At 71.7% G+C, this 23,496-nt stretch carries 25 protein-coding genes; 14 read left to right on the forward strand and 11 right to left on the reverse strand.

Annotated elements, in window-relative coordinates; all coding sequences use genetic code 11:
- Positions 1-46: 46 nt before the first annotated feature.
- Both ASG04_RS14320 and ASG04_RS14325 read right to left on the reverse strand, forming a co-directional pair.
- A complete protein-coding gene (locus ASG04_RS14320; protein ID WP_056125555.1) occupies positions 47-487 on the reverse strand; it encodes a VOC family protein in 441 nt (146 codons plus the stop codon).
- Between the two features lie 196 nt (positions 488-683).
- On the reverse strand, positions 684-4,157 hold the full coding sequence (locus tag ASG04_RS14325; RefSeq protein WP_056125557.1) for a proline dehydrogenase family protein: 3,474 nt from the start codon (positions 4,155-4,157) through the stop codon (positions 684-686).
- Positions 4,158-4,239: 82 nt separating this feature from the next.
- On the opposite strand from ASG04_RS14325, the gene ASG04_RS14330 reads away from it, so the two are divergent.
- The 4 genes from ASG04_RS14330 to ASG04_RS14345 all read left to right on the forward strand — a co-directional run bounded on the left by ASG04_RS14330 (position 4,240) and on the right by ASG04_RS14345 (position 9,257).
- Positions 4,240-5,148: a LysR family transcriptional regulator gene (locus tag ASG04_RS14330; RefSeq protein ID WP_056125559.1), complete on the forward strand. Its 909-nt coding sequence runs from the start codon at positions 4,240-4,242 to the stop codon at positions 5,146-5,148.
- 129 nt (positions 5,149-5,277) lie between these two features.
- Positions 5,278-6,783: a hypothetical protein gene (locus ASG04_RS14335; RefSeq protein WP_156463677.1), complete on the forward strand. Its 1,506-nt coding sequence runs from the start codon at positions 5,278-5,280 to the stop codon at positions 6,781-6,783.
- A gap of 224 nt (positions 6,784-7,007) precedes the next feature.
- Positions 7,008-8,528 (forward strand): hypothetical protein, encoded by a 1,521-nt coding sequence (locus ASG04_RS14340; protein WP_056125563.1) that lies wholly within the window; start codon positions 7,008-7,010, stop codon positions 8,526-8,528.
- Between the two features lie 96 nt (positions 8,529-8,624).
- Entirely contained in the window at positions 8,625-9,257 is a 633-nt protein-coding gene (locus ASG04_RS14345; protein WP_056125565.1) for an FMN-dependent NADH-azoreductase, read from the forward strand.
- A 68-nt stretch (positions 9,258-9,325) separates the two neighbouring features.
- Here the strand turns inward: ASG04_RS14345 and ASG04_RS14350 are convergent, their stop codons facing one another.
- From ASG04_RS14350 to ASG04_RS14355, 3 genes are all read right to left on the reverse strand, one after another.
- A complete protein-coding gene (locus tag ASG04_RS14350; protein WP_056125567.1) occupies positions 9,326-9,718 on the reverse strand; it encodes a sigma-70 region 4 domain-containing protein in 393 nt (130 codons plus the stop codon).
- Positions 9,715-9,921 (reverse strand): type II toxin-antitoxin system HicA family toxin, encoded by a 207-nt coding sequence (locus tag ASG04_RS18105; RefSeq protein ID WP_414835832.1) that lies wholly within the window; start codon positions 9,919-9,921, stop codon positions 9,715-9,717. The genes ASG04_RS14350 and ASG04_RS18105 overlap by 4 nt, the downstream gene beginning before the upstream one ends.
- A gap of 142 nt (positions 9,922-10,063) precedes the next feature.
- The gene (locus ASG04_RS14355; protein ID WP_056125569.1) at positions 10,064-11,113 is read right to left on the reverse strand and encodes an MBL fold metallo-hydrolase; all 1,050 of its coding nucleotides are present in this window, start codon (positions 11,111-11,113) and stop codon (positions 10,064-10,066) included.
- 85 nt (positions 11,114-11,198) lie between these two features.
- On the opposite strand from ASG04_RS14355, the gene ASG04_RS14360 reads away from it, so the two are divergent.
- From ASG04_RS14360 to ASG04_RS17495, 3 genes are all read left to right on the forward strand, one after another.
- Positions 11,199-12,242: an ATP-dependent DNA ligase gene (locus ASG04_RS14360; RefSeq protein WP_056125571.1), complete on the forward strand. Its 1,044-nt coding sequence runs from the start codon at positions 11,199-11,201 to the stop codon at positions 12,240-12,242.
- Positions 12,243-12,351: 109 nt separating this feature from the next.
- Entirely contained in the window at positions 12,352-12,513 is a 162-nt protein-coding gene (locus tag ASG04_RS14365; RefSeq protein ID WP_156463678.1) for a hypothetical protein, read from the forward strand.
- Complete coding sequence (locus ASG04_RS17495) at positions 12,510-12,650, forward strand: hypothetical protein (protein WP_156463679.1); 141 nt, start codon at positions 12,510-12,512, stop codon at positions 12,648-12,650. The genes ASG04_RS14365 and ASG04_RS17495 overlap by 4 nt, the downstream gene beginning before the upstream one ends.
- On the opposite strand, the gene ligD is transcribed toward ASG04_RS17495, so the two are convergent.
- Positions 12,647-13,687, reverse strand: coding sequence for a non-homologous end-joining DNA ligase (gene ligD, locus ASG04_RS14370; RefSeq protein WP_056125575.1), 1,041 nt, complete (start codon positions 13,685-13,687; stop codon positions 12,647-12,649). The genes ASG04_RS17495 and ligD overlap by 4 nt on opposite strands.
- Positions 13,688-13,764: 77 nt before the next feature.
- Between ligD and ASG04_RS14375 the strand changes: the two genes are divergently transcribed.
- The 3 genes from ASG04_RS14375 to ASG04_RS14385 are packed head-to-tail and all read left to right on the forward strand — an operon-like array spanning position 13,765 to position 16,409.
- Positions 13,765-14,601, forward strand: coding sequence for a DUF429 domain-containing protein (locus ASG04_RS14375; protein ID WP_056125577.1), 837 nt, complete (start codon positions 13,765-13,767; stop codon positions 14,599-14,601).
- Between the two features lie 9 nt (positions 14,602-14,610).
- Positions 14,611-15,813, forward strand: a complete 1,203-nt coding sequence (locus tag ASG04_RS14380; RefSeq protein WP_056125578.1) for a glycosyltransferase — start codon at positions 14,611-14,613, stop codon at positions 15,811-15,813.
- Positions 15,813-16,409: a uracil-DNA glycosylase gene (locus tag ASG04_RS14385; protein ID WP_056125580.1), complete on the forward strand. Its 597-nt coding sequence runs from the start codon at positions 15,813-15,815 to the stop codon at positions 16,407-16,409. The genes ASG04_RS14380 and ASG04_RS14385 overlap by 1 nt, the downstream gene beginning before the upstream one ends.
- Positions 16,410-16,551: 142 nt before the next feature.
- On the opposite strand, the gene ASG04_RS14390 is transcribed toward ASG04_RS14385, so the two are convergent.
- Entirely contained in the window at positions 16,552-16,980 is a 429-nt protein-coding gene (locus tag ASG04_RS14390; protein WP_056125581.1) for a DUF6892 domain-containing protein, read from the reverse strand.
- 126 nt (positions 16,981-17,106) lie between these two features.
- On the opposite strand from ASG04_RS14390, the gene ASG04_RS14395 reads away from it, so the two are divergent.
- Entirely contained in the window at positions 17,107-18,564 is a 1,458-nt protein-coding gene (locus ASG04_RS14395) for an APC family permease (RefSeq protein ID WP_056125587.1), read from the forward strand.
- A 356-nt stretch (positions 18,565-18,920) separates the two neighbouring features.
- Positions 18,921-19,541 carry a hypothetical protein gene (locus tag ASG04_RS14400; protein ID WP_056125589.1) on the forward strand — a complete coding sequence of 207 codons (621 nt, stop codon included), beginning with the start codon at positions 18,921-18,923 and terminating at the stop codon, positions 19,539-19,541.
- Between the two features lie 111 nt (positions 19,542-19,652).
- Here the strand turns inward: ASG04_RS14400 and ASG04_RS14405 are convergent, their stop codons facing one another.
- The 3 genes from ASG04_RS14405 to ASG04_RS14415 all read right to left on the reverse strand — a co-directional run bounded on the left by ASG04_RS14405 (position 19,653) and on the right by ASG04_RS14415 (position 21,006).
- A complete protein-coding gene (locus ASG04_RS14405) occupies positions 19,653-20,090 on the reverse strand; it encodes a hypothetical protein (protein ID WP_156463680.1) in 438 nt (145 codons plus the stop codon).
- 104 nt (positions 20,091-20,194) lie between these two features.
- Positions 20,195-20,617, reverse strand: coding sequence for a hypothetical protein (locus ASG04_RS14410; RefSeq protein WP_156463681.1), 423 nt, complete (start codon positions 20,615-20,617; stop codon positions 20,195-20,197).
- Positions 20,617-21,006: a hypothetical protein gene (locus tag ASG04_RS14415; RefSeq protein WP_056125595.1), complete on the reverse strand. Its 390-nt coding sequence runs from the start codon at positions 21,004-21,006 to the stop codon at positions 20,617-20,619. Before ASG04_RS14415 ends, ASG04_RS14410 begins: the two co-directional genes overlap by 1 nt.
- 106 nt (positions 21,007-21,112) lie before the next feature.
- Here ASG04_RS14415 and ASG04_RS14420 point away from each other — a divergent pair, with 106 nt between their 5' ends.
- Together ASG04_RS14420 and ASG04_RS14425 are read left to right on the forward strand one after the other, a co-directional pair.
- Positions 21,113-21,445: a hypothetical protein gene (locus tag ASG04_RS14420; RefSeq protein WP_056125597.1), complete on the forward strand. Its 333-nt coding sequence runs from the start codon at positions 21,113-21,115 to the stop codon at positions 21,443-21,445.
- A 125-nt stretch (positions 21,446-21,570) separates the two neighbouring features.
- Positions 21,571-22,986 (forward strand): amino acid permease, encoded by a 1,416-nt coding sequence (locus ASG04_RS14425; protein WP_056125599.1) that lies wholly within the window; start codon positions 21,571-21,573, stop codon positions 22,984-22,986.
- Here the strand turns inward: ASG04_RS14425 and ASG04_RS14430 are convergent.
- A complete protein-coding gene (locus tag ASG04_RS14430; protein ID WP_056125600.1) occupies positions 22,983-23,423 on the reverse strand; it encodes a BLUF domain-containing protein in 441 nt (146 codons plus the stop codon). The genes ASG04_RS14425 and ASG04_RS14430 overlap by 4 nt on opposite strands.
- Positions 23,424-23,496: the final 73 nt, after the last annotated feature.

Genomic DNA, 23,496 nt, shown 5'->3' on the forward strand with positions numbered 1-23,496 from the left:
CCGGGGCGCGATGTCCGTCCGGGGGCGCGATCCCGGGCAGCGGAGATCAGCCGATGCGGGCGGCGAACTCCAGGTTGATGTCGTCGGGGTCCTGCACGCTCAGGATCGTCATGCCGGCGTCGCCGAGCTCGGTGACCTCACCGTGCTCGATGCCCGCCGCGTCGAGCCGGGTGGCCGCCTCGTGCAGCTCGTCGACACTGCCCAGGACGAAGCTGACGTGGTCGAGGCCGACCGTGGTCGAGTCGAACCGCTGACCGGCCGGGGCCACCGGGCGCAGGCCGAACACCTGGTCGCCGAGCTGGAACACGCAGCCGCCGTAGAAGCGCGCCTGGTCCTCGCGGATGCCGGGCTCGTCGACCTGGTCGCTGAAGTCGATGACCGGGTCAGACCCGAGCAGCTGCTGGTAGAACGCCTTGCTCCGGGCGATGTCGGTGACGGTGACGCGCACGTGGGCGAGGGCGGTGGGACGGGCGATCGGTTCACTCATGCAGTCGACACAACGCCCACGTGCTCGGAGCACCCCGTGCGCACGCGGAGACCGGACACCGACACGCCGCCACCGACAGCCCGCTCGCCGCACTGCGCCGCACCGAGGAACGGACACAGCACCGAGGATCTCCTCGGTGCTGTGTCCGCTGCGTGGTGCTGTGCCCCGGCCGCCCCCGCCGCCGCCGCCAGCCGAGCTAGATCAGGTCGTCAGTCAGGTGGTTCGGCGTGCCGAAGCGGTGCGCGGTGATCGACACGGCCTGCTCGCGCAGGAACGGCAGCAGCTCGATGCGCCCGGCCTCGGTGACCGACTCGGCGTACACGGCGACGTCGGGACGACCGCCGACCGCGGCGTACAGCTCCGAAGCAGCGTCAGCGGACCCACCGATGAGCCGCACGCGCGTCGACGGGCCCGCGGCGATCCGGGCACCGAACGCGGCGTCGGACTCCGACGCGGTGACCGAGCGGACGTTCGCCAGCGCGGCGACCGCCGGCGGCACGAACCCCGCTGACGACACGTCGATCGTCGTCCCCGCGCGCACCGCCGCCGCGACGACCCGCACCAGCTCGACCATGGCGTCGTCGTCCGGCAGCGCGGACGCCACACGCACGTGCACGCCGGGGTACGGCAGGTACCGCGCGATGTTCCGCTCGGCGCTCAGACCAGACACGTCTCGCGCGGTGCCGAACAGCGACGACCAGGCCAGCTCGTCCGAGGCGAGCGACCGGGACAGCGACGGCGACGACACACCGGCGGCGCGGACGAATGCGGCGACGTCGGTCGACACGGGCGCACCCGCGGTGGCATAAGCCGACGCCCACGAACCGAGTCCCAACAGGTAGTTCACCCCACCGGCCTTGGTGCCCGCACCGACCGCGGACTTCTTCCACCCGCCGAAGGGCTGCCGGCGGACGATTGCCCCGGTGATGCCACGGTTGACGTAGAGGTTGCCGGCCTCGATGCGCGACAGCCACGTGCCGATCTCGGTCGGGTCGAGCGAGTGGATGCCCGAGGTCAGGCCGTAGTCGACCTCGTTGACGATGTCGATCGCCTCGTCCAGGGTCGCGGCGCGCATGACCCCGAGCACCGGGCCGAAGTACTCGGTCCGGTGGAACGCCGAACCTCGCCGCACGCCGCCACGGATGCCCGGGCTCCAGAGCGCACCGGAGTCGTCGAGCTGACGGGGGCGCACGGCCCAGGACTGACCGGGCTCGAGCGTCGTCAGCCCGTCGAGCAGCTTCCCCTGGGCGGGCTCGATGACCGGGCCCATCTGCGACGTCGGGTCGGACGGGTACCCCACGGTCAGCGAGGACACCGCGTCGACGAGCTGCGAGTGGAACCGCCGCGACTTGGCGACGGACCCGACCAGCACCACGAGCGAGGCGGCGGAGCACTTCTGCCCCGCGTGTCCGAACGCCGAGGCGACGACGTCCTTGACGGCCAGGTCGAGATCGGCCGACGGCGTGACGATGATCGCGTTCTTGCCCGACGTCTCGGCCAGGAGCGGCAGGTCCTGCCGGAAGGAGCGGAACAGCGACGCGGTCTCGTAGGCGCCGGTGAGGATGACCCGGTCGACGAGCGGCGATGCGACCAACGCCGACCCGAGTTCGTTCTCGCCGACGTCGACGAACGACAGCACGTCGGCCGGGGCGCCCATCGCGTCGAGCGCCGTGTCGATGACCGACGCGAGCACGGCACCGCAGCGGGCGGCCGGCGGCGCGGGCTTCAGCACGACCGCGGACCCGGCGGCGAGCGCCGCCAGGGTCGAGCCGGCCGGGATCGCGACGGGGAAGTTCCACGGCGGTGCGACCAGGGTCAGCGCCGCGGGCGAGAACGTCGCACCGTCGACCTCGTCGAGGGCGGCCGCCATGTCGCCGTAGAAGTGGGCGAAGTCGATCGCCTCGGACACCTCGGGGTCAGCCTGGTCGATGGTCTTGCCGGTCTCGGACGCCATCACCTCGATGAGGGCGGCGCGGTTCGCCTCGAGCGCGTCGCCGACGGCGTGCAGCACGGCGCCGCGCGCGGCGCCGGACCAGGTCCCCCAGACCGCACCCGCGGCGCGGACCCGGCCGAGGACGGAGTCGAGCTGCTCGCGCGAGGTGAGCCGGGCCTCCCGGACGGCCGACGCACCCAGTGTCGACGTCGCGACCCGGGACGTGATGGCCGCGCCCCAGGAGCGGACCGACGCGACCGACGGGTCGCTGTCGGGCGTGTTCTCGAAGTGACCGGGCGCCGGACGGCCGACGGCCGCGTACCGGTCGGCGACACGGTGCGACGCGGGAGCGGCGAGACCACCCGGGGCCGCCAGCGGAGCCAGCGAGTCGCGGAACCGCGTCTCCTCGCGGGCGAACAGCGACGGCGACGACGCGAGTGAGAACACCGCGGACATGAAGTTGTCCTGCGACGCACCCTCTTCGAGCCGGCGGATCAGGTACGCGATCGCGACGTCGAACTCCCCCGGGTGCACGACCGGCGTGTACAGCAGCAGCGAGCCGACGGTGCGACGGACGGCTTCGGCCTGGCCCTGCGCCATGCCGAGCAGCATCTCGAACTCGATGCCGTCGCGGACCCCGCGCTCCCCGGCGAGCAGCCACGCGTGGGCGACGTCGAACAGGTTGTGCCCGGCGATGCCGACCCGCACGTTCTCGATGCGGGACGGGGTGAGCGCCCAGTCGAGCACCCGCTTGTAGTTGGTGTCCGAGTCCTGCTTGGTGTGCCAGGTGGCGAGGGGCCAGCCGTGCGTCGACGCCTCGACCTGTTCCATCGGCAGGTTGGCGCCCTTGACGAGCCGCACCTTGATGTCGGCACCACCGCGGGCACGACGGGCCGCGGACCACTCCTGCAGGTGCTGCATGGCGGACAGTGCGTCGGGCAGGTACGCCTGCAGCACGATCCCGGCCTCGAGCTGCAGGAACGCCGGCTCGTCGAGCAGCTGCGTGAAGACGGCGATCGTCAGGTCGAGGTCCTTGAACTCCTCCATGTCGAGGTTGATGAACTTCGCGGGGGTCGCCGCGGCGGCACGCTGGAACAGCGGCCGGAGCTTGTCGACGATGTCGGACACGGCCTGGTCGAACGCCCACGGCGAGTGCGGGTGCACGGTCGAGGACACCTTGATCGACACGTAGTCGACGTCGTCGCGCGCGAGCAGCTTGTGCGTGCCCTCGAGCCGGCGTGCCGCCTCGCTCTCCCCCAGGACCGCCTCGCCCAGCAGGTTCACGTTGAGCCGGACGCCGTCCCGCTTGATCTTCGCGATCGCCGGACCGAGCTTCGCGTCGGTCGCGTCGACGATCAGGTGGCCGACCATGTTCCGCAGCACGCGACGGGCGACGGGGACGACGACACCCGGGAGGCCCGGTGCCAGTCCGCCACCGAGCCGCACCAGACCGCGGAGTGCGCTGGGCAGGAACCCCGGCGCGTCGGGCGCGATGGCGCGGAGCTTGCGCGCGGCGACGCCGAGGTCCTCGGGTCGGACGACGCCGTCGACGAACCCGACCGCGAACGCGAGCCCCTTGGGGTCGGCCAGCACACCGGCGAGCTGCTTGGCCGAGCCGTCGACCGGGTAGGTCTCGGCCTCGGCGAGCCACCGGCGGACGAGTGCGACCGACGCGTCGGCGAGGTCGTCAGGTGCGGTCGTGGTGGGCGCGTCGTTGCGGGGCTGCACGTCGGTCATGGGATCAGTGTGTCCTCTGCGCTTTCGGTAGCGGAAGCAACTCTTCCTGATGCTTTCCGTTCAGTTCATCTACGCTTTCGACATGCTCGACGTGCGCCGCCTGGTCCTCCTCCGTGAGCTCTCGATCCGTGGGACCGTCGCGGCGGTCGCCGAGGCGCTCAACCTGACGCCGTCGGCGGTGTCACAGCAGCTCGGGGTGCTCGAGCGCGAGGCCGGCGTGCAACTCCTGCGCAAGGCCGGCCGGCGGCTGCAGCTCACCCCGCAGGCCGAGGTGCTGGTCGCTGCGGCGGGCGACGTCCTCGACACGTTGGAGCGAGCGCAGGCGTCGGTCGAGTCGACGCTGACCACCGTGCAGGGACGGATCCGGGTCGCGGTGTTCCAGTCGGCGGCGCTCGCGCTCATGCCCTCCGCGCTGCGCACCATGGCGACCGAGCACCCGGACGTGCGGGTCGAGATGGTGCAGCGCGAGCCGGAGACCGCCCTGAACGAGACGTGGGCCCGCGACTTCGACATGGTCGTCGCCGAGCGCTACCCCGCCCACGCCGCGCCGCGCTTCCCGGGCCTCGACGCCCGCGACCTGACGACCGACCCGGTGCGCCTCGCGCTGCCGCCGAGGGACACCGCGCTGTGGCCCGTCGACTCGCTCGCGTCGGCAGCCGGGCTCCCCTGGGTGATGGAGCCCCGGGGGGCGGCCTCGCGGCACTTCGCCGAGCAGACCTGTCGCCGCGCGGGCTTCGAGCCCGACGTCCGCTACGAGACCGCCGACCTGCAGGCCCAGATCCGGCTCATCGAGTCGGGGAACGCCGTCGCGCTGATGCCCGACCTGGTGTGGGCCGGACGGTCGACGGCGTGCCGGCTGCTCGAGCTGCCCGTCCCTGCGCGCAGGACGATCTTCACCGCGCAGCGGATGGCGAGTGCTGACTCCCCCGCGGTGTCCGCGTTCCGTGCGGCGCTCGAGCGCGCGGCCCCGCCGCTGTCGGGAAATCCCTGATCGTGACAGGTTCCTCCACAACGAAATCGTGATCGACGGAACCGACGTCTGAGCGTTCCCACACCGTACGATCTGAGCCGTGCACCGATCGCGGTGCTCGTTCGATCCACGTTCCTCGGGGGGACCACCTTGTTCCAGACCACCACCACGCTCCGCCGTTGCACGGTCGCCACCGCCGTGCTCGTCGCCGTCGGTTCGACCGCACTCGGCCTCGGGACGACGGCAGCCGTCGCCGACACCGCTCCGACCGCATCGTCCGCCGCGGTGTCGACGTCGTCGGACACTCCGACGGCGGACGATGCTGTCAGCGACGCTCCGTCCGCGGCGACACCCGCGACCGAAGCGCCGTCAGCGGACGGGACGCTCGCCGGCTCGAACGCGGCTCCCAGCGCGAGTGCGACACCGACCGACGCCGCGCCGACCGAAGCCAGGCCCGTCGACGCCACGCCCGGTGATGCCCCGACCTCCGCCGCGCAGCCCGCCGCAGCGCCGTCGGCCGAAGCCACCTCGGTCGTGCCCGCTGCGGCGACCCCGGCGGGCACGGCCACCGTCAGCGGGACCGTCATGCGCTGGCACACCCTGACGGCGGACACGTCCGGCTGGCCCGCCGACACATCGTTCACGTACCAGTGGCAGACGGCCTTCGCGGGCGGCGACCCGATCGACCTGCCGGGTGCGACACAGTCGACCACGACGATCAGCCCGGTCCTCGGCGACCTCGACCAGCTCCGCGTCGTCGTCACCGGAACGGCTCCGGGACAGGAACCGACCGCCGTGGCGAGCGCCCTGACCGGTCCGGTGGCAGAGAACCCCGACATGCGATGGGGGTACCTCGGCGTCCGGACGGGCGAGGCGACCTCGGGCGTGCAGTTCTCGGCGCAGCTCAACGCCTTCGACGGCGACGGTCTGCAGTACTTCGTCAGCGGTGGCCCCGAAGGCGGCCCGGACGCGAGCGTGCTGCCCGCGGGGCTGACGTTCGCCGCTGACGGCACCCTGTCCGGGACCCCCACCACGACCGGTGTCATCGAGTTCTGGGTGCACACGTCCACGGGTACGCACCCGAACGGCACCGAGGTCTCCCGGTACGTCCTGACCGTGCAGCCCGGTGCGGTGACCGACATGTCAGTCGTCATCCGTGGTGCCGGTGATGCGACCACCGCGCCGACCTGGTTGGCCACCTCCGACGGAACGGTCATCCACAGCGACTCCCCCGAGGTGCAGACCGGCGATGTGACCGCCCCGATCCGGGTCCGTCAGGACGGCTCCCTCGAGCTCGACGCGCTGGGGTTCGACCAGCAGGACAACGTGGCGCCACTCGAGGACCTGACCTGGTCGTCCTCGGAACCGGGCGACACCTTCACCCCGACTGGCGCGGTCGACGCCGTGACGCTCCGCTTCGTGCACGCGAGCCCACACGTCATCACGGCCCGTTCCGGTTCGGTCAGCGTGCGCTTCACCGTGCAGGTCGACCCGGTGCCCGCGGCGGCAACGTCCGTCTCGACGACGCCGCGCACGCCCGCCGGACAGCTGGCCTTCACCGGAGCGGACCCGTCCAGCCCGCTCGCCTGGGCGCTCGGGCTGATGGCAGCGGGTGCCGCACTCGTGGTGGCCCGGGTCCGGCGACGCCGCGCCTGACCACCATCACGAGCTGACGAAGCGGACACAGCGGCCACTCCGGATCGGTGTGGCCGCTGTGTCGTGCGGTGCGGGAGCCCGCACCGGACCCCCAACCCGGGTCACATTTCGGCACCCCATACCCGATTGGCCTCGCGAGTACCAGTACGCTCCGATCACGCTCGAGATTCTCGGCGGATTCTTACGATCCGGCACCCGACCGGACCTGACCCACAGGGGAACCCGTGCACCGCAGCACCTCCGCAGCCCGACGCGCCTGCGCCGTCGGCACCACCATCGCACTCATCGGCCTGACGACCGGCCTCGGCGTCTTCTCGGCGTCCACGGCGTACGCGGTCGACACCGACAGTGCTCCGACGACGACGATCACGACCACCGATGCCGGCGCACCGGCGGACTCGTCGACGCCGACCGACCCGTCGGTGCCGACCGACTCGCCGACGCCGACCGACTCGAACGGATCGACGGCCCCGGCGACGGACCAGCCGACCGCTCCCGCCACCGACCCGGCCGCCGCGCCGACCGCCCCGGCGACGACCGGCACGGGCAGCACTCCGGCCAAGGCCCCGAAGGCCGCCGTCTCGGCGCAGGCAGTCGCGTCCGAGGCGCAGATCGTCGGCGACCCGAAGGTCGGCGTCACCCTGCGCGCCGACGCCCCGGAGGTCACCGGCCCCTACGCCTACGCCTGGTCCACGGACGGCGGTGTCACCGTCGCGTCGACGTCGAGCGTGTACGTGCTGAAGGCAGCCGACCTGGGCAAGCGCATCACGGTCGTCATCACCGGCGCGAACGGCGACACCGCGACCGCGACGACCGCCGAGGTCACCGAGGACGTCGCGTTCGACACGGCGACCACGGCCGACGCACCGCGGACGATCGAGGTCACCGCGGGCGACACGCTCAACGAGACCTTCGAGGTGGCGAAGGGCAGCGCGCCCGTCTCGTACGCGATCGGCTACACCGACCCGGACAGCTCCGACCCGACCGACCCCGACGACCAGCCCGAGTCGTACCTGCCGTACGAGAGCGTGTTCGACACGTCGACCGCCACGCTGCGTGGCCAGGTCACGTCGTCCGGTGTGTACGACTTCACCGTCGTCGCCTCGAACGGCACCTCGACCGCGACCCAGTACGTCGAGGTCGTCGTCGACCCGGCGCAGGCGATCGGTGTCATGGCCTCAGCGACCGACCGGTCTTCCCAGGACGCGTTCGACGGCGTGAACCCGACCACGGCGTGGATCATCGAGCCCGACGCGTCCGTCCTGACGATCGTCTTCCCCGCTGACCTCAGCCAGGACCCGACCATCACCGACGGTGGACAGCCGACCGTCAACCAGGGCGGCTCGCTCTGGGTGAACGGCTCGCCCGTCGACCAGTACGGCAACGACACGACGCAGTACGACGACGAGGGCAACGCCCCGCAGCCGACCGTCACGAGCGACCACGCGACCGACCAGATCGCGTTCGACGAGGACGAGTTCGCCACGAAGGTCACGTTCCCGACGGCGTCGACCCACCGACTGACGGTGGCCGCCGACGACCTGTCGGTCTCCTTCCCGGTGACGGTCGACCCGACCGTCGCCGCCGTCGCCCCCGTCGCGGCAGCCACCCCGACCACCCCGAAGGGCCAGCTCGCCTTCACCGGTTCGGACACGACGGGTGCACTCCCGTGGGGTCTCGCGATGCTCGCCGCGGGCGCCGGTCTGGTCGGCCTCCGCGCGCTGCGACGCCGCACCCAGCGCTAGCCGGGAGGACCGTCACGGCCCCGTCGGACCCCACCGGGTCCGACGGGGCCGTTTCGTTCGCCTCCCGCGCCCCGCCGGATGGGTAGCGTTGCCCGCATGCCCACGCTGCTGCACATCGACTCCTCGGCCGACCTCGCCCACTCCCGCTCGCGCGCCCTGACCGCGGCGTTCGCCGACGCCTGGCGTGCCCGTGGTCCGGAGTACACGGTGACGCGCCGCGACCTGCACACGTCGCCGCTGCCGCACCTGGAGACGTCGGCGCTGCACTGGGCAGCGGGCGACCGCACGTCCGAGGAGTCCGTCGACCCGGCCGCCGAGGCCCTGCGCCAGGAGGTCATCGACGAGCTGCTCGCCGCCGATGCCGTCGTGGTCGGTGCGCCGCTGTACAACTACACGGTGCCGTCGAGCCTGAAGGCCTGGATCGACCGCATCCACATCCCCGGCGTGCTCGCGGGTGACGTCCAGCCCCTCGCCGGACGGCCGGTCGTGACCGTCGTCAGCCGCGGCGGCACCTACGACGCCGGCACCCCGACCGAGCTCTGGGACCACGGCTCCCCCGTGCTCGAGATCGTCCTGGCCAGTGCCCTGGGCATGCGGCACTACCCGGTCACGGTGAGTGCGACGCTCGCGGACCGGCTGCCCGACCTGGCACCGCTCGCCGACCACGCCACGGCCGAGTTCCATGACGCGAGGACCACGCTCGAACGGCTCGCCACCACCGTCCTCTGACGGCAGCGGCTCGTCGGCCGCGGAGCCCGCTCAGGCGGGGCGGATCTCGTCCGCACGACCCAGCATGATCACGACGCCGACGCGAGCTGGTGGACGCGCTGGGGCGAGACACCGAGCAGGGACGCCGTCTCAGCGTAGGTGTACCCGTCAGCGCGCATCGCTCGGACGACCTCGCGTGCAAGCGACGCGGCCTCGGCCGCCTCGCTGCGCGCCGCTTCGGCCTTCTGACGCGACACCTCCCACTTCGCGCGGGCGTCGTCCGGGAGCACGAAGTGCACGTCGATCTCGACGTCGTCCTCTGGCACGTCGAGGGTCAGCGCGACGCACTCTCGCGCCATCCACTCGACGTCTGTCACTCGTCGGGCCTGGGTCGCGGCGTCGACCGACGGGATGTCGATCGCCCACCACCGACCTTCGCGGTGGGCTCGTGCTTGGTAGACCGCCATGATCGCTCCGTTCATCGCCAGCTCCCGGGTACGTCCGGGAATCGCTTCACCACTTGCCGAACCACACCCGGGCTGATCTCACCGTGTCGCGGCAACACCAGTCGCCCCTCGCCGCGGGGCCCACACCACACCTCGTGGCTTCCCTTGATGCGATCCACCCACCAGCCTTTCGCACGCAGGAACGTCGCCACATCCCGATGCCGTACTGCTCGAACCACGGTATCAATGCCCTCTTGTCGTCGCCATCAATGGGCACTAGAGAGCACCCCCTCACGACCACGGTAGAAAGCTGCGACACCGCTCGGAGGTGCGCTCCTTCAGCTGTTGAGAACATCGAGTTCGTCCACGACTGTGGAGGGGTCAGGCGGGGCGGACCTCGTCCGCGCGGCCGATCAGGTCGACGTGGAAGGCCGTCTGCGTCAGCGCGCTCGCGAGCAGGAAGCCGGTCATCGACTCGATCCCGCCGCTGAACGGCACGCGCGAGGCGACCTCGAACAGGGTGGGTGCGTCGAGCGTGTCCAGCGCCGCGGCGACGTGCCGGCTGCGCTCCTCGCGGTGCCGGGTCAGCGTGCGCGCTCGGGTGACCACGTCGCGGAACCGGTACTCGTGCCCCGGACAGACCTCGAGGTCGGCGTACGGGTCGAGTCGCGCGAGCGAGGCCAGGTAGTCCCCCAGCGGGTTCGTGTCCGTCCGTCCGCCGAGCCCGATGCCCGGGTTGATGCGCGGCAGCACGTGGTCGCCGGTGAACAGCAGCCCGTCGCCCTCGTCGACGAAGCACAGGTGCCCCGCCGTGTGACCGGGGGTCCACAGCGCACGGATCGTCCGACCCGCGACCGGCAGCACGTCGCCGTCGTCGAGCAGCACGTCGGCGAACGGCGTCACCGCGGCTCCGAGCCCGAGACGACGGCCGGTCCCCCACGCTGCGCTCACCCCGGCGCGCAGGTCGTCCGGGATCCCCCACGTCGCGATGTCCGCCTCGTGCCGCTCGGCGTCCGGGCGTTCGTGCTCGAGCGCCCGGACCTCGAGCCCGTGCATCGCGACCGACGCCCCCGACGCGTGACGGACGGCAGCCGCGGCGCCCAGGTGGTCGGCGTGCAGGTGCGTCACGACGACGTGGCCGACGTCGGCGACCGAGCGGCCGATCGCGGCGAGACCCGCGGACAGGACCTCGAGCTCGCCGCCGTCGCTCCAACCGGGGTCGATGACCGTCAGCACCCCGTCGGAACCCTCGACGACGTACACGAGCGTGGCGTCCGGCACCCCGGACCGGAAGGGGACGGCGAGCGTCCAGATGCCCGGACGGACTTCCTCGACCGGCGGGAGCACCCCGTCGGCGAGCGCCTGCGCCTGCACGGGACTGACCGGAGTCGGGGGCGACGCGGCCGGCGGCGGGGACGGGACGGTCGACACCCGGCCACCTTACTGACGCGACGGACGTGGTCGAGCCGAGCCGGGCCTCCCGGGCCGTGACGGTGCGCACGCGTAGACAGGAGCCATGGAGATCGCACCGATGCTCGCCAAGGCCGTCCCCGACGTCCCCGAACCCGACAGTGTCCGGGGTGGGCTGCGCTACGAACCGAAGTGGGACGGGTTCCGCGGGATCGTCACGATCGACGGCGACGACGTCGAGATCGGCAGCCGCGGCGCCAAGCCGCTGACCCGGTACTTCCCCGAGCTGGTGGAGGCGTTCCGCGCCCAGTTCGGCGGCCGCGAGCACCCGGTCGTGCTCGACGGCGAGGTCGTCCTGCGCACGGGCGAGCCGGGGCACGAGCGCCTCCACTGGGAGGCGCTGTCGCAGCGGATCCACCCCGCCGCCTCGCGGATCGCGAAGCTCAGCGTCGAGACCCCCGCGCAGTTCGTCGCGTTCGACCTGCTCGCGGCCGACGGCGACGAACTCACCGACCTGCCGTTCGACGAGCGGCGCTCCCGCCTCGAGGCCCTGGCCGCCGACGTCAGCGACCCGCTGTACGTGACACGGACCACGCTCGACGTCGAGCAGGCGCGCGCCTGGCTCGAGACGTTCGAGGGCGCCGGGCTGGACGGCGTCGTGGCGAAGCCGCGCATCCGTCCGTACGAGCCGGGCAAGCGCACGATGCTCAAGGTGAAGCACCACCGCACCGCCGACGTCGTGGCGATCGGGTACCGCGTGCACAAGAGCGGCAGCGGGGTCGGCTCGCTGCTGGTCGGGCTGTACGACGACGACGGCGAGCTCCGCCAGGTCGGCGGGGTGTCGGCGTTCTCCGACAAGCGACGGCTCGCGCTGGTCGAGGAGCTCGAGCCCGTCGTGCTCCGCGATGCGGACGGGAGGCCCGTGACCGGGGACGGCGAGAAGTCACGGTTCTCGTCGGGTCGCGACACGTCGTTCGTGCGGCTGGAACCGTCGGTCGTGCTCGAGGTGCGCTACGACCAGATGGAGGGCGACCGCTTCCGGCACACCGTCCAGTTCGAGCGGTGGCGCCCCGACCGCGATGCGCGGTCGTGTGGTTTCGAGCAACTCGAGGTTCCGGGAGCGTACGACCTCCGGAAAGTGCTGTCCTGAGTGCGCGAGTTGTCCGTTTCTCGAAACTAGTTAGGCAAACTAGTGAGTGCGTGGAAGGATCGATCCATCGGCAGCCGAGGTGGCTGCTGAGGGATCGGAGCGGATCGACATGAGCAACGCAACTCTCGTTCGACACGCGCAGCGGCACCCGTTCACCGAGGTGCGCGAGGCGCGTCACCAGCGCGCACTGCAGCTGAGTGCCGTCGTCACCGCCATCGCCGGCGTGACCGCGACGGCACTCGCGCTCGTCACGATCGGACTCGGCGCATGATCGTCGACGGCATCACCGACCGCAACCGCGGCACCTGGTCCAAGCTCACGCGCCTGCACACCGCCACGATCGACCTGCCGATGCACACCAAGCGCGTCGACGACTCCGACCGTCGCCCGGACCGCCCCACGCTCTAGTCCGTCGGGTCGGGTGCCGCGGGCTTCTTCGCACGCGAGGGCTGCACGCGCGGCGGCTCGCCGGGCATCTTCGGGAAGTCCGGCGGGAACGGCAGTTCACCGAGGCCGTTCCCCAGGTCCCGCTCCCACCACGCGAGCAGCGGAGCGATCGAGCCGGGCTGCTCGCCCATCGACTCCCACGGGTCGCCGGTCGTCCGCAGTCGCTCGGGCATCGACAGGATCGTGAACGTCGTCGGGTCCGCGTCGCGGAGTTCGTCCCAGGCCAGTGGCGCCGACACCGATGCGTGTGCGAGGGCGCGCGGGCTGTAGGCACCCGCCATCGTCCGGTCGCGGTTCGCCTGGTTGAAGTCGACCAACACGCGCTGGCCGCGCTCCTCCTTCCACCACGCGGTGGTCACCCGATCGGGCATCCGCCGTTCGAGTTCACGCGCGGCAGCGATGACGGCGTGCCGCACGTCGAGGAACTCGTGCTCGGGTTGGATCGGGGCGAAGACGTGCAGTCCCCGGTTGCCGCTGGTCTTGACCCACGCGGTCAGCCCGACCTCGTCGAGGACCTTCCGGAGTTCCTCGGCAGCGGGCACGGCGTCACGGAAGTCGGTACCGGGCTGCGGGTCGAGGTCGATGCGGAGCTGGTCCGGGTGGTCGCTGTCCTCCGCGCGCGACGCCCATGGGTGGAACACGACCGTGTTCATCTGTGCCGCCCACACCGCGACGGCCGGCTCGTCGAGCACGAGCTGGGGGTGCGACCGGCCGCTTGGGTAGGTGACCGTGACGTCGCGGACGTACTCGGGGGCGCCCTTGGGCGGGTTCTTCGAGAAGAACGAGTCGCCGTCGATGCCGGCGCCGTAGCGCTGCAGGGAGACCGGCCGGTCGCCGTTCGCCCGAACAAAGGGGCCGCCGACCGCGACCAGGTACTCCGCGAGCTGGAGCTTCGTGATCCCGACGTCTGGGAACAGCACGCGGGACGGGCTGCTGATCCGGACCTCGCGGTCGCCGTGCGGCCCCGGGACCGTCAGCGTCGTCGCTTCGCTCGCCATGCAGGGGAACCTACTCGTGCGTGCCCGTGGGCGCTGCCGCACCGGCGTCCGTGGGCCCGGCGCGGCAGGATGGGTGGGTGAGCGCGTACCTCGGAGTGGACCTGGCGTGGGGGCTCGGTACCGAGCGACGTGCGCCGAACGAGACCGGGCTCGCCACGCTCGACGAGGACGGCCGGGTACTCGACGCCGGGTGGGCCCGCGGCGTCGACGACGTCACCACGTGGATCACCGAGCACCTCGGACCGCGGACGCTCATCGGAGTCGACGCGTCGTTGGTCGTGACGAACCCGACCGGCATCCGCGAGGCCGAACGGCAGGTCGGACAGCGCTACGGTCGGTGGAAGGTGGCGGCCAACCCCACGAACCTTGCCTCGGCGGCGAGCGCCGGCGCCCGGCTGCTGGAACGCCTGACCGCGCTCGGCATCGGGTACGTCAGCGACACCCCGTCGATGTACGACCGCCGCGGACCGGCGGTGTTCGAGTGCTACCCCTACACGACGCTCGTCGGGGTCGAGGAACTCGGCTACGACGCCGAACGCCCCCGGTACAAGCGGCTCGACACGGCGCTGCCCGCACCGGATGCCCGAGCCCGTCGCGCCGTGGCGTTCGACGACCTGGTCCGTCGGCTCCGCGAGACGCCGCTCGACCCGCCGCTCGTCCTGGACGCGCACCCGCTCACGGCTGCGCTCGCCGACCCGTCCGTGCTGCACGGCCCCACGCACAAGCACCGCGAGGACCTGCTCGACGGTGTGCTGTGCGCCTGGACGGCCGCGTTCTGGGACCGGCACGGCGACCAGCGCGTGCAGGTGCTGGGCGGCGACCCGGACCTCCCGTCCGATCCGCTCGACGAGGCGGGCCGCAAGCCGGTCGTCATCACTCCGGCGCGCGGGTCGCAGCGGCGGCCCCGCGGCTAGGCTGATGGCGTGAGCAGCACCCCCGAACCCCTGCGCATCGGGCTGGTCTCGCTGCACACCTCCCCCGGTGACGAGCCCGGGTCCGGTGAGGTCGGGGGCATGAACGTCGTCGTCCGACACCAGGCCGAAGCCCTCGCCGACCTCGGACACCACGTCGAGATCGTCACGCGGCGCTCGTCGCCGACCCAGCCCGACTCCGTGTCGATCGTGCCCGGCGTCTGTCTGCGGTTCCTCTCCGCCGGGCCGGCCGAACCGGTGCCGAAGGGCGAACACGACGCGTTCATCGAGCCGTTCCGCGACGGGCTCGCAGCGCTCGGCCCCTTCGACGTACTGCACGCGCACCACTGGTTCTCCGGAGCCGCCGCCCTGCCCGTGGCCCGACAGCGCGGCATCCCGCACGTGCAGTCGTTCCACTCCATCGCCGCCGACTCCGCGACGCCGTTGTCCGAGGGTGAGCGTCCCGAGTCCGCCGGGCGCATGGCGGGCGAGGCGACGCTGGCCCGCGACTCGGACGCCGTGGTGGTGGTCAGCGAGGCCGAGGCCGACACCGTGCGCGACCGGCTCGGTGGGGACCCCGCCCGTGTGTGGATCGTCCCGCCGGGGGTCGACGGATCGGTGTTCCGGCCCGCTGCCGCCGGGGCCCGCCGTGCCGAGGTGCCCTACGTCGTGGCTGCTGCCCGCGTCCAGCCGCTCAAGGGCCTCGACCTGGCGATCAAGGCCATCGCGGGGATCTCCGAGGCGGTCCGTCCGACCCTCGTGATCGCCGGGGACTCCTCGAGCGAAGCCGGCGACTACCTGACGGAGCTCCGTGGGCTCGCTGCGTCACTCGGCGTGGCTGACCGGGTGACGTTCATCGGGCCGCAGTCACGCGCCGACCTGGCCCTGCTGTTCCGTGGGTCGTCGGCCGTGCTCGTCCCGTCGCACTCGGAGACGTACGGGCTCGTCGCGCTCGAGGGCTCGGCGTCCGGGGTGCCGGTCGTCGCCGCTGCCGCCGGGGGCCTGCGCGAAGCGGTGCTCGACGGCGAGACCGGCGTCGTCCTGGAGTCCCGTGCGCCCGAGGTCTGGGCAGCGGAGATCGAGCGGGTCCTCACCGAACCGACGTACGCGGCCGGGCTGTCCGCGGCGGGTCGCGAACACGCCGAGCGCCTGAGTTGGGAGCGGTCGGCGTCCGGCCTCGAGCAGGTGTACCGCCGGGTGCTCGGGCACGACTGATGGCCGGAGCGCTCGACCTCGGTCCGTTCTGGGCGGCGCTCGACGCGGTCCCGGTCGACCCGGACGCCGAGGCGCTCTACGACGGCTCCGTCGCGGGCCGGCTGCGGCGCGAGAACCTGACGCGGTACCTCGACGCCGTCGGCCCGCACGCGGACACGCTGCTGGTCGCCGAGGCCCCCGGCTGGCGCGGCATGACGAACACCGGCATCCCGTTCACCAGCATGCGTGAACTCGGACCCGACTTCCTGGCGCCCTCGCAGCCGACCGCCCCGTGGGAAGCATCGTCACGGGTCGTGCACGCCGCGCTCGCCGGGTGGCGCGGTCCGCTCCCCGTCGCGTGGGCGATCTTCCCGCACCACCCGTTCGTCGGGACCGACCGGCTGACGAACCGGACGCCGCGACCTGCCGAGGTCCGGTCAGGCGCGCCGGTGACCCTCGCGCTGCTCGAGGCACTCGGAGCGAGTCGGGTGATCGCCGTCGGACGGAAGGCGCAGGGAGCGCTCGCCCTCGCCGGAATCGACGCGATCGCGGTGCGGCACCCGGCGCAGGGCGGGGCGAAGCAGTTCACGGAGCAGCTGGCCGCGCTGTCCGGCTGAGGGGGGGCGCCCCACGCCGCGGCGCCGCGCTCGCTCGAGACGCCGCGGGTCAGGCGAGACGCCGCGCTTCCAGCGAGACGCCGCCTTCCGGGGCGGCGTCTCGAGTGCGCGGCGGCGCCGCGAGTGCACGGCGGCGCCGGGGTCAGGCGGACTGGACGTCGACGCCCTTCGCCGCGAGGGCCTCGGCGACGTGCGCCGGCAGTCGTGTGGCGACGTAGACCGTCCGCAGCGCCGGGAGTTCGATGACGTCGTCCCAGTTCTGCGGGTCGAAGCGGTCGTCGGTGCCCTCCCAGCCGGGGTGCACGTCCTGCAGGACCTGCAGGTCGGAGTCGACGGTGAGCTCGGTCACCAGGGACAGGTGCGAGGGCAGCAGGTCGAGGTCGTCGTAGTACTCGCGCGCTCGGTCGTCCTGCCCCTCGACGTCGATGTCCTCGTCCGACTCGTCGGCGCTGTCCGCGTCGTACGGCTCGAGCACGTCGAGGTCGTAGCAGAGCACGTCGAGCACGAGCAGCTTCGCGTTGAAGTCGGCGAACTCGATCGGTTCCTCGGTGGTGTTCGACTCGTCGTCCATGCAGCGGATGCTAGCGGCGCCGTGCTGGAGGCGTCCGGTTTCCGGCAGGACACGGACGTGTTGCGATGACCGGCGAGAACTCTGTGAGACTGGACAGGGAAGCGTGCAGGCGCAACAGTGTGGTGCATGGCCACAACCAACACCGAGCGCCCGACGACGGAGCAGCCCGAACTGCGCCGTGTCCTCGGACCCAAGCTCCTGCTGTTGTTCATCATCGGGGACATCCTCGGCACGGGTGTCTACGCCCTGACGGGGCAGGTCGCGGCGGAGGTCGGTGGGGCCGCATGGCTCCCGTTCCTCATCGCGTTCGCGGTCGCGCTGTTGACGGCGTTCTCGTACCTGGAGCTCGTCACGAAGTACCCGCAGACCGCCGGTGCCGCGCTCTACGTCCACAAGGCGTTCGGCATCCACTTCGTCACCTTCATCGTCACGTTCATCGTGATGTGCTCGGGGATCACCTCGGCGTCGACGGCGTCGCGGGCGTTCGCGGCGAACCTCGGGGTCGGCTTCGGCCTCGAGCTGCCGAACGGCGTGGTGATGCTCATCGCGATGGGGTTCATGCTCGCCGTGATGGCGGTGAACTTCCGAGGCGTCAGCGAGAGCGTCAAGACCAACGTCGTCCTGACCCTCGTCGAGCTGAGCGGTCTGGTGATGGTGATCCTCATCGGGTTCTGGGCGATCGCGGGCGGCAACGCGGACTTCTCGCGCGTGGTCATGTTCGAGACCCCGGAGGACAAGAGCCTGCTGCTGTCGATCTCGACGGCGACCTCGCTGGCGTTCTTCGCGATGGTCGGCTTCGAGGACTCGGTGAACATGGCCGAGGAGACCAAGGACCCGTCGCGGATCTTCCCCAAGGTGATGCTCACGGGCCTCGGCATCACCGCCGTCATCTACGTGCTCGTGTCCATCTGCGCCGTCGCCGTCGTGCCGATCGGTGAGCTCGCGGGCAACGAGACGCCGCTGGTCACCGTCGTGCAGACCGCCGCGCCGGACTTCCCGATCGGCAACCTGCTGCCCTTCATCTCGATGTTCGCCGTCGCCAACACCGCGCTGATCAACATGATGATGGCGTCGCGCCTGCTGTACGGCATGAGCAAGCAGGGTGTCCTGCCCGGGTTCCTGTCCAAGGTGTCGCAGACCCGCCGCACCCCGTCCACCGCGATCGTCTTCACCACGGTGATCTCCCTGGCCCTGATCGGCTGGGTGTCGCTCAGCCCGGACTCCCCCATCGTGGTCGTGCTCGGCGGGACCACGTCGCTGTTGCTGCTGTCCGTGTTTGCCGTCGTCAACCTGTCGGTGTTGGTGCTGCGGCGCGACAAGGTCGGTCACAAGCACTTCCGGGCCGGCGTCGTGATCCCCGTGATCGGCGTCGTCACCTGCTTGTGGCTCGTGCTGCCGTTCTCGTCCGGTCGCGCGGTGGAGCAGTACCAGATCGCGGGTGCCCTGTTGGCGCTTGGCGTGCTGCTGTGGATCGTGACCTGGTTCACCCACGGTCGCAAGCACACGGACAAGGCGCCGACCGGGCTGGTGACCGAGCCGACGCAGGTCGTCCACCGCGACGACGAGCCGGTCGAGCGCAGCTGACGGGGGCACACCCCGGCTGCAGCGCAGTTGGCGGGGGCACACCCCGGCTGCAGCGCAGTTGACGGGGGCATACCCCGGCTGCAGCGCAGCTGACCGGGGCACACCCCGGCTGCAGCGCAGCTGACGCGGGCACACCCCGGCTGCAGCGCAGCTGACCGGGGCTCACCCCGGCCGCCGCGCAGCTGACCGGCGCCCACTCGGACCAGAGCGCACCTGAACGCGGGGCATGTCGAGGGCGGCCGTTCCCAGGCCGCCCTCGTACCCTCGTCCTGGCGACCGGACCGAGATCCGGCACCCCGGGACCCGGACCGACATCCGGCACCCCGGCACCGGACCCCGGACGGAAGGACCCGAGCATGCACCGTGTCGGCATCACGCTGGCGTCCGTGTTCGGCGCCGGTATCGTGGCCGTCGGCATCGGCGTGGTCGTGCTGGTCGTCATGGCGGTCCACTCACTGTCCGGCGTGGCCGGCTCGGTGTCGTCCCCGCAGGCCGTCACGTGCCCGGCGGCCGCGTCGAAGACCATCGGCGGGATCGTCGTCCCCGCGGGGCCGGTCGCCGGCTACTGCCAGGACCGGCTGGTGAACGCCGCGTACGTCATCGAGGCCGCGCAGTCCCTCGGCATCGGCCCGCACACGCAGGCCGTCGGGGTGATGACCGCGATCGGCGAGTCCGGGCTGCAGAACCTGGACCACGGTGACGCGGTCGGCCCCGACAGCCGGGGACTGTTCCAGCAGCGGGACAACGGCGCGTGGGGCACGTACGAGCAGCGCATGGACCCGTACACGGCAGCGTCGATGTTCTACGCGAAGCTCGTGAAGGTCCCCGGGTGGAAGACCATGACCCCGACGCAGATGGCGCACGCCGTGCAGGTGAACGCCGACCCGGAGCACTACGCGAAGTCCTGGCCGGCGGCGAAGGCCGTGGTCGAGGGCCTGACCGGCCAGGACGTGCCGGACACCGCCCCACAGGGCTGACCCCGGCGCGCGTCACGCCGGCCCACGCCGCACCGACCCGCGCCGCACCAATCAGCGCCGCTCCGACCCGAGCCAGCCGCCGCGCGGCCGCCGCCACGTCAGGCCGACGCGTCACGCCGTAGCGGCGGTCACCTCGTCGTCGTCGAGTTCGACCATCGACGCGCCCCCGTCATGCACGACGACCTGCCCGCGCAGACGCACGTGGTGCTCGTCGAGCACGCACGCCATGGCGTCCACCCACTCCCAGTCCACCGGGCTGAGTCCGCGCGCACCCGGCCGTTCCCATGCGAGCACGACGTCGGCGGCGTCGACCTGCTCGACGAGGTCGGCGACCAGCGCTCCGAAGTCGTCGACGTGGTCGTCGGGTTGGTACGGCAGGTCGGCGATCGGCACCACGAGCTGGATCGGCACGCCGCGGGGTGCGAGGAAGAGCACCCAGCACTGCCGGCGCACGGGACGTTCGAGGAGGGCGACGACGAGGTCCACGACGTCGTCATCGGTACGGACTGCGGTTCGCTCGAGTCGGTCGAGCACATCGGTGTCTGGCATGGCTCCAGGCTCGTTCAGACCGGCCGCCGACAGGCCGCACGAGCCCGCATCTGTGGACGACGAGACCGCACGGCCTTGCTGTGGAGGAAGGTCCGCAGTCCCGCTCAGATCCCGTGCGTGATCGCGCTGTCCACCAGCAGCAGCGCACCGAAGAACACCACCACCACTGCCACCAACCCGGTCACCGCGACCGGCCAGGCCAGCCGGCGTCGCGTCAGTCGCAGCACGGAGAAGACGACGGTGAGCGCCAGCACCAGCGCCACGAGCACCGGCCCGGCGTACACCACGACGCCCCCGAGCGTCTCGTCACACCGGTTGCCCGGCGCGGTGCACGACCCGAAACCGAGCGACAGGAACACGATCCCCCACCCCGCGACGAGCGCGACACCCGCGTCGATGGCGAGCAGCACGATGGTGGCGACCAGGTCCGCGACGCGACGGCCACCGACCAGGGGGTGACGAGCCCGGCGACCAGGACCCGGACGGTCGGTCGCGGGACGCTCGGACGGCGTCACCGGCGCGGACATCAGGAACGCCGGCGCGTCCCGCCGCGCGTGGACCACAGCGACGCGGCGATCAGGAGCGGCTGTCCGAACAGACGACCGATGCGCTTGGTGTCCGTGTCCAGGCCGAACGCACTCCGGCGGTTCACCCACTGCGACAGGTTGCCCGGGAACACGGCGACGAAGAACCAGGCCGCGACGTTCCCGACGAGCCGACGACGCCGACGACCGGTGAACAGCAGTGCTGACCCGAGACCGATCTCGGCGACCCCGGACGCCAGCACGGTCGCGTCGGTGTCAAGCGGCACGAACTCCGGCACCTGGGCCTGGAAGTCCTTCCGCGCGAAGGTGAGGTGGCTCGTGCCGGCGAAGACCAGCGCGATCCCGAGCAGGACACGGACGAACGAACGCATGCACCCAGCATGCCTGGCGAGCGCGCGGCTCGCACGAGGCCCCCGAACACGATGCCCCCTGAACCGGCGTCTGCCGGACATCACAGAGCGTCGGTAGGTTCGGAGCATGGCCGCACGGACCCGTGACCACGAACCCCCGGCGGCTCCCGCGTCCGTCGCGGTGGTGCTCGGCTGCATCGCCCTGTACCTCGGCCTGGTGATCCCGGCGGAGCAGCTCGCCCAGCACGTGGCGCTCGGCGGGTTCTTCGGCGCCGTCGGGCTGCTGAGCGGCTGGCGGGCCATCGCGATCGGCGGTCGTCGCCGCGCTGCCCGCCGGTGGGCCTGGGCAGGCATCGTCATCATCGGTGTCGCGTTCGTCGCGATGGCGTACCAACTGGTCTACGTGCTGAGCGGGGGCGCCGTGCCGCCGCCGTTCTGGTCGCCCTACGCGGCCCCCTGACGGACCGGAGGTCCGTGGCCCCTGACGGACGGGAGGCCCGTGGCGGCCCGGCACCGGGCCTCCCGTCCGCCCCGCGCAGCGGCAACGGCCGCACACACCGCCCGCACAGGGTGCAGAGTGGGCGCATGGCAACGACGCCGCGACCGACCCTGTTCCGCCGCAAGCCGATCGAGGAGATCGACGACGACACCGGGGGCGAGGGCGGCCTGAAACGGCACCTCGGGCTGTGGCAGCTCACCGCGATCGGCATCGGCGGCATCATCGGCGCGGGCATCTTCACCCTGGCCGGCACGGTCGCCCACGGGGTGGCCGGACCCGCCGTGCTCATCTCCTTCCTGGTCGCCGGGGTCGCGAGCGCCGCCGCCGCGCTGTCGTACGCGGAGTTCGCCGGACTGATCCCGAAGGCGGGCAGCGCGTACACGTACGGCTATGCGGTGCTGGGCGAGATCGTCGGGTGGTTCATCGGCTGGGACCTGCTGCTCGAGTACACCGCGATCGTGGCGGTGGTCGCGATCGGCATCTCCGGCTACGTCGGCTTCCTGGTCGGGCAGTTCGGCATCGACCTGCCCGCCTGGATGCTCGGCGCACCCGGCACGGGCGACGGGCACGTGCTCGACGTGTTCGCGATCCTGCTCTGCCTGCTCACCGCGTTCGTGCTGACCCGTGGCATCCGGAGTGCCGCCCGGTTCGAGTTCGTCGCCGTCGGGATCAAGGTCGCCCTCGTCGTCCTCATCGTCGTGCTCGGCGTGTTCCACATCAACAGCGCCAACTACGACCCGTACTTCCCGTTCGGCTTCGGCGGCGTGATGACCGGAGCGGCGACGGTGTTCTTCGCGGTGTTCGGCTACGACGCCATGTCGACCGCGGCCGAGGAGTCGGTCGACGCGCGCAAGCACATGCCGAAGGCGATCCTGCTGTCCCTGGCCATCTCGATGGTGCTCTACGTCCTGGCCACGATCGTGCTGACGGGGATGCAGAAGTACACCGAGATCGACCCGGCCTCGGGCTTCTCGTCGGCGTTCGCGTCGGTCGGGCTCGGCGGCGTGGCGAACGTCATCGCGATCGGGGCCATCGTCGGCATCGTGACCGTCCTCGTGACCTTCATGCTGGGCGCCTCACGGGTGTGGTTCTCGATGAGCCGCGACGGCCTGATGCCGAAGTGGTTCGCGAAGACCGATCCGAAGCGCCACGTGCCGACCCGGGTGACCTGGATCCTCGGCATCGCGTCGGCGGTGCTGGCGGGCGTGCTGCCGATCGGCGTGGTCGCGGAGCTGACGAACATCGGCATTTTGCTCGCGTTCGTCGTCGTGTGCACCGCGGTCATCGTGCTGCGCTACACCCAGCCCGATCTCCCCCGGCAGTTCAAGCTCCCCTTCATGCCGATCGTGCCGATCGTCGGCGTGATCGCGTCGCTCTGGCTCGTCACGTTCCTGCAGTGGGAGACGTGGGTGCGCTTCGCGGTGTGGTTCGCGATCGGGCTCGGCGTGTACTTCGGCTACTCACGGAAGCACAGCAAGCTGGCGGTCGAGCAGCAGCGCTAGCGGCGGTGCTTGCCGCCCGAGGCCGTCGGGTCCGCCAGCGGGTGGTTCCGGAACCAGCGCAGCAGCTCGCGCGACTTGCTGCGGTCGGCGCTGCTGTCCCCCGACGCGAGGAAGTCGCTGAATCCCTCTGGCACGTCCTGCGGCTCCGAGCGGTCGTAGGCCATCGACCACTCCGGGAAGCGGCGGGTGTGCAACGTCTCCTCGACCAGCAGTGCGACGTCACCATGCCGCTCGTCCTGGAGGATCCGCGCGTAGGTCGCCATCACGGCGTCGTACGGCCCCTCGAGCAGCTGCATGAACCGTCCGGCGCGGTGCACCAGCAGCCCGGTCAACCCGTCCGCGGTGTTCCGGGCACGCGCGTGCTCGAGCAGGGCTTCGAGCGCGTCGTCGTCGAACGGTTCCTTCGCGGAGCTCATGTAGAGCAGTGACTGCAGCATGGTCCCCCCACCCTGTCGGACCCGGGCCGCGGGCGACAGCCCCTGTCCGGGTGGGAACGGTCCGCGGGGGTCG

Origin of the sequence: Curtobacterium sp. Leaf183 (genome assembly GCF_001424385.1) — a bacterium.
In the GTDB taxonomy this organism is placed as follows: Bacteria; Actinomycetota; Actinomycetes; order Actinomycetales; family Microbacteriaceae; genus Curtobacterium.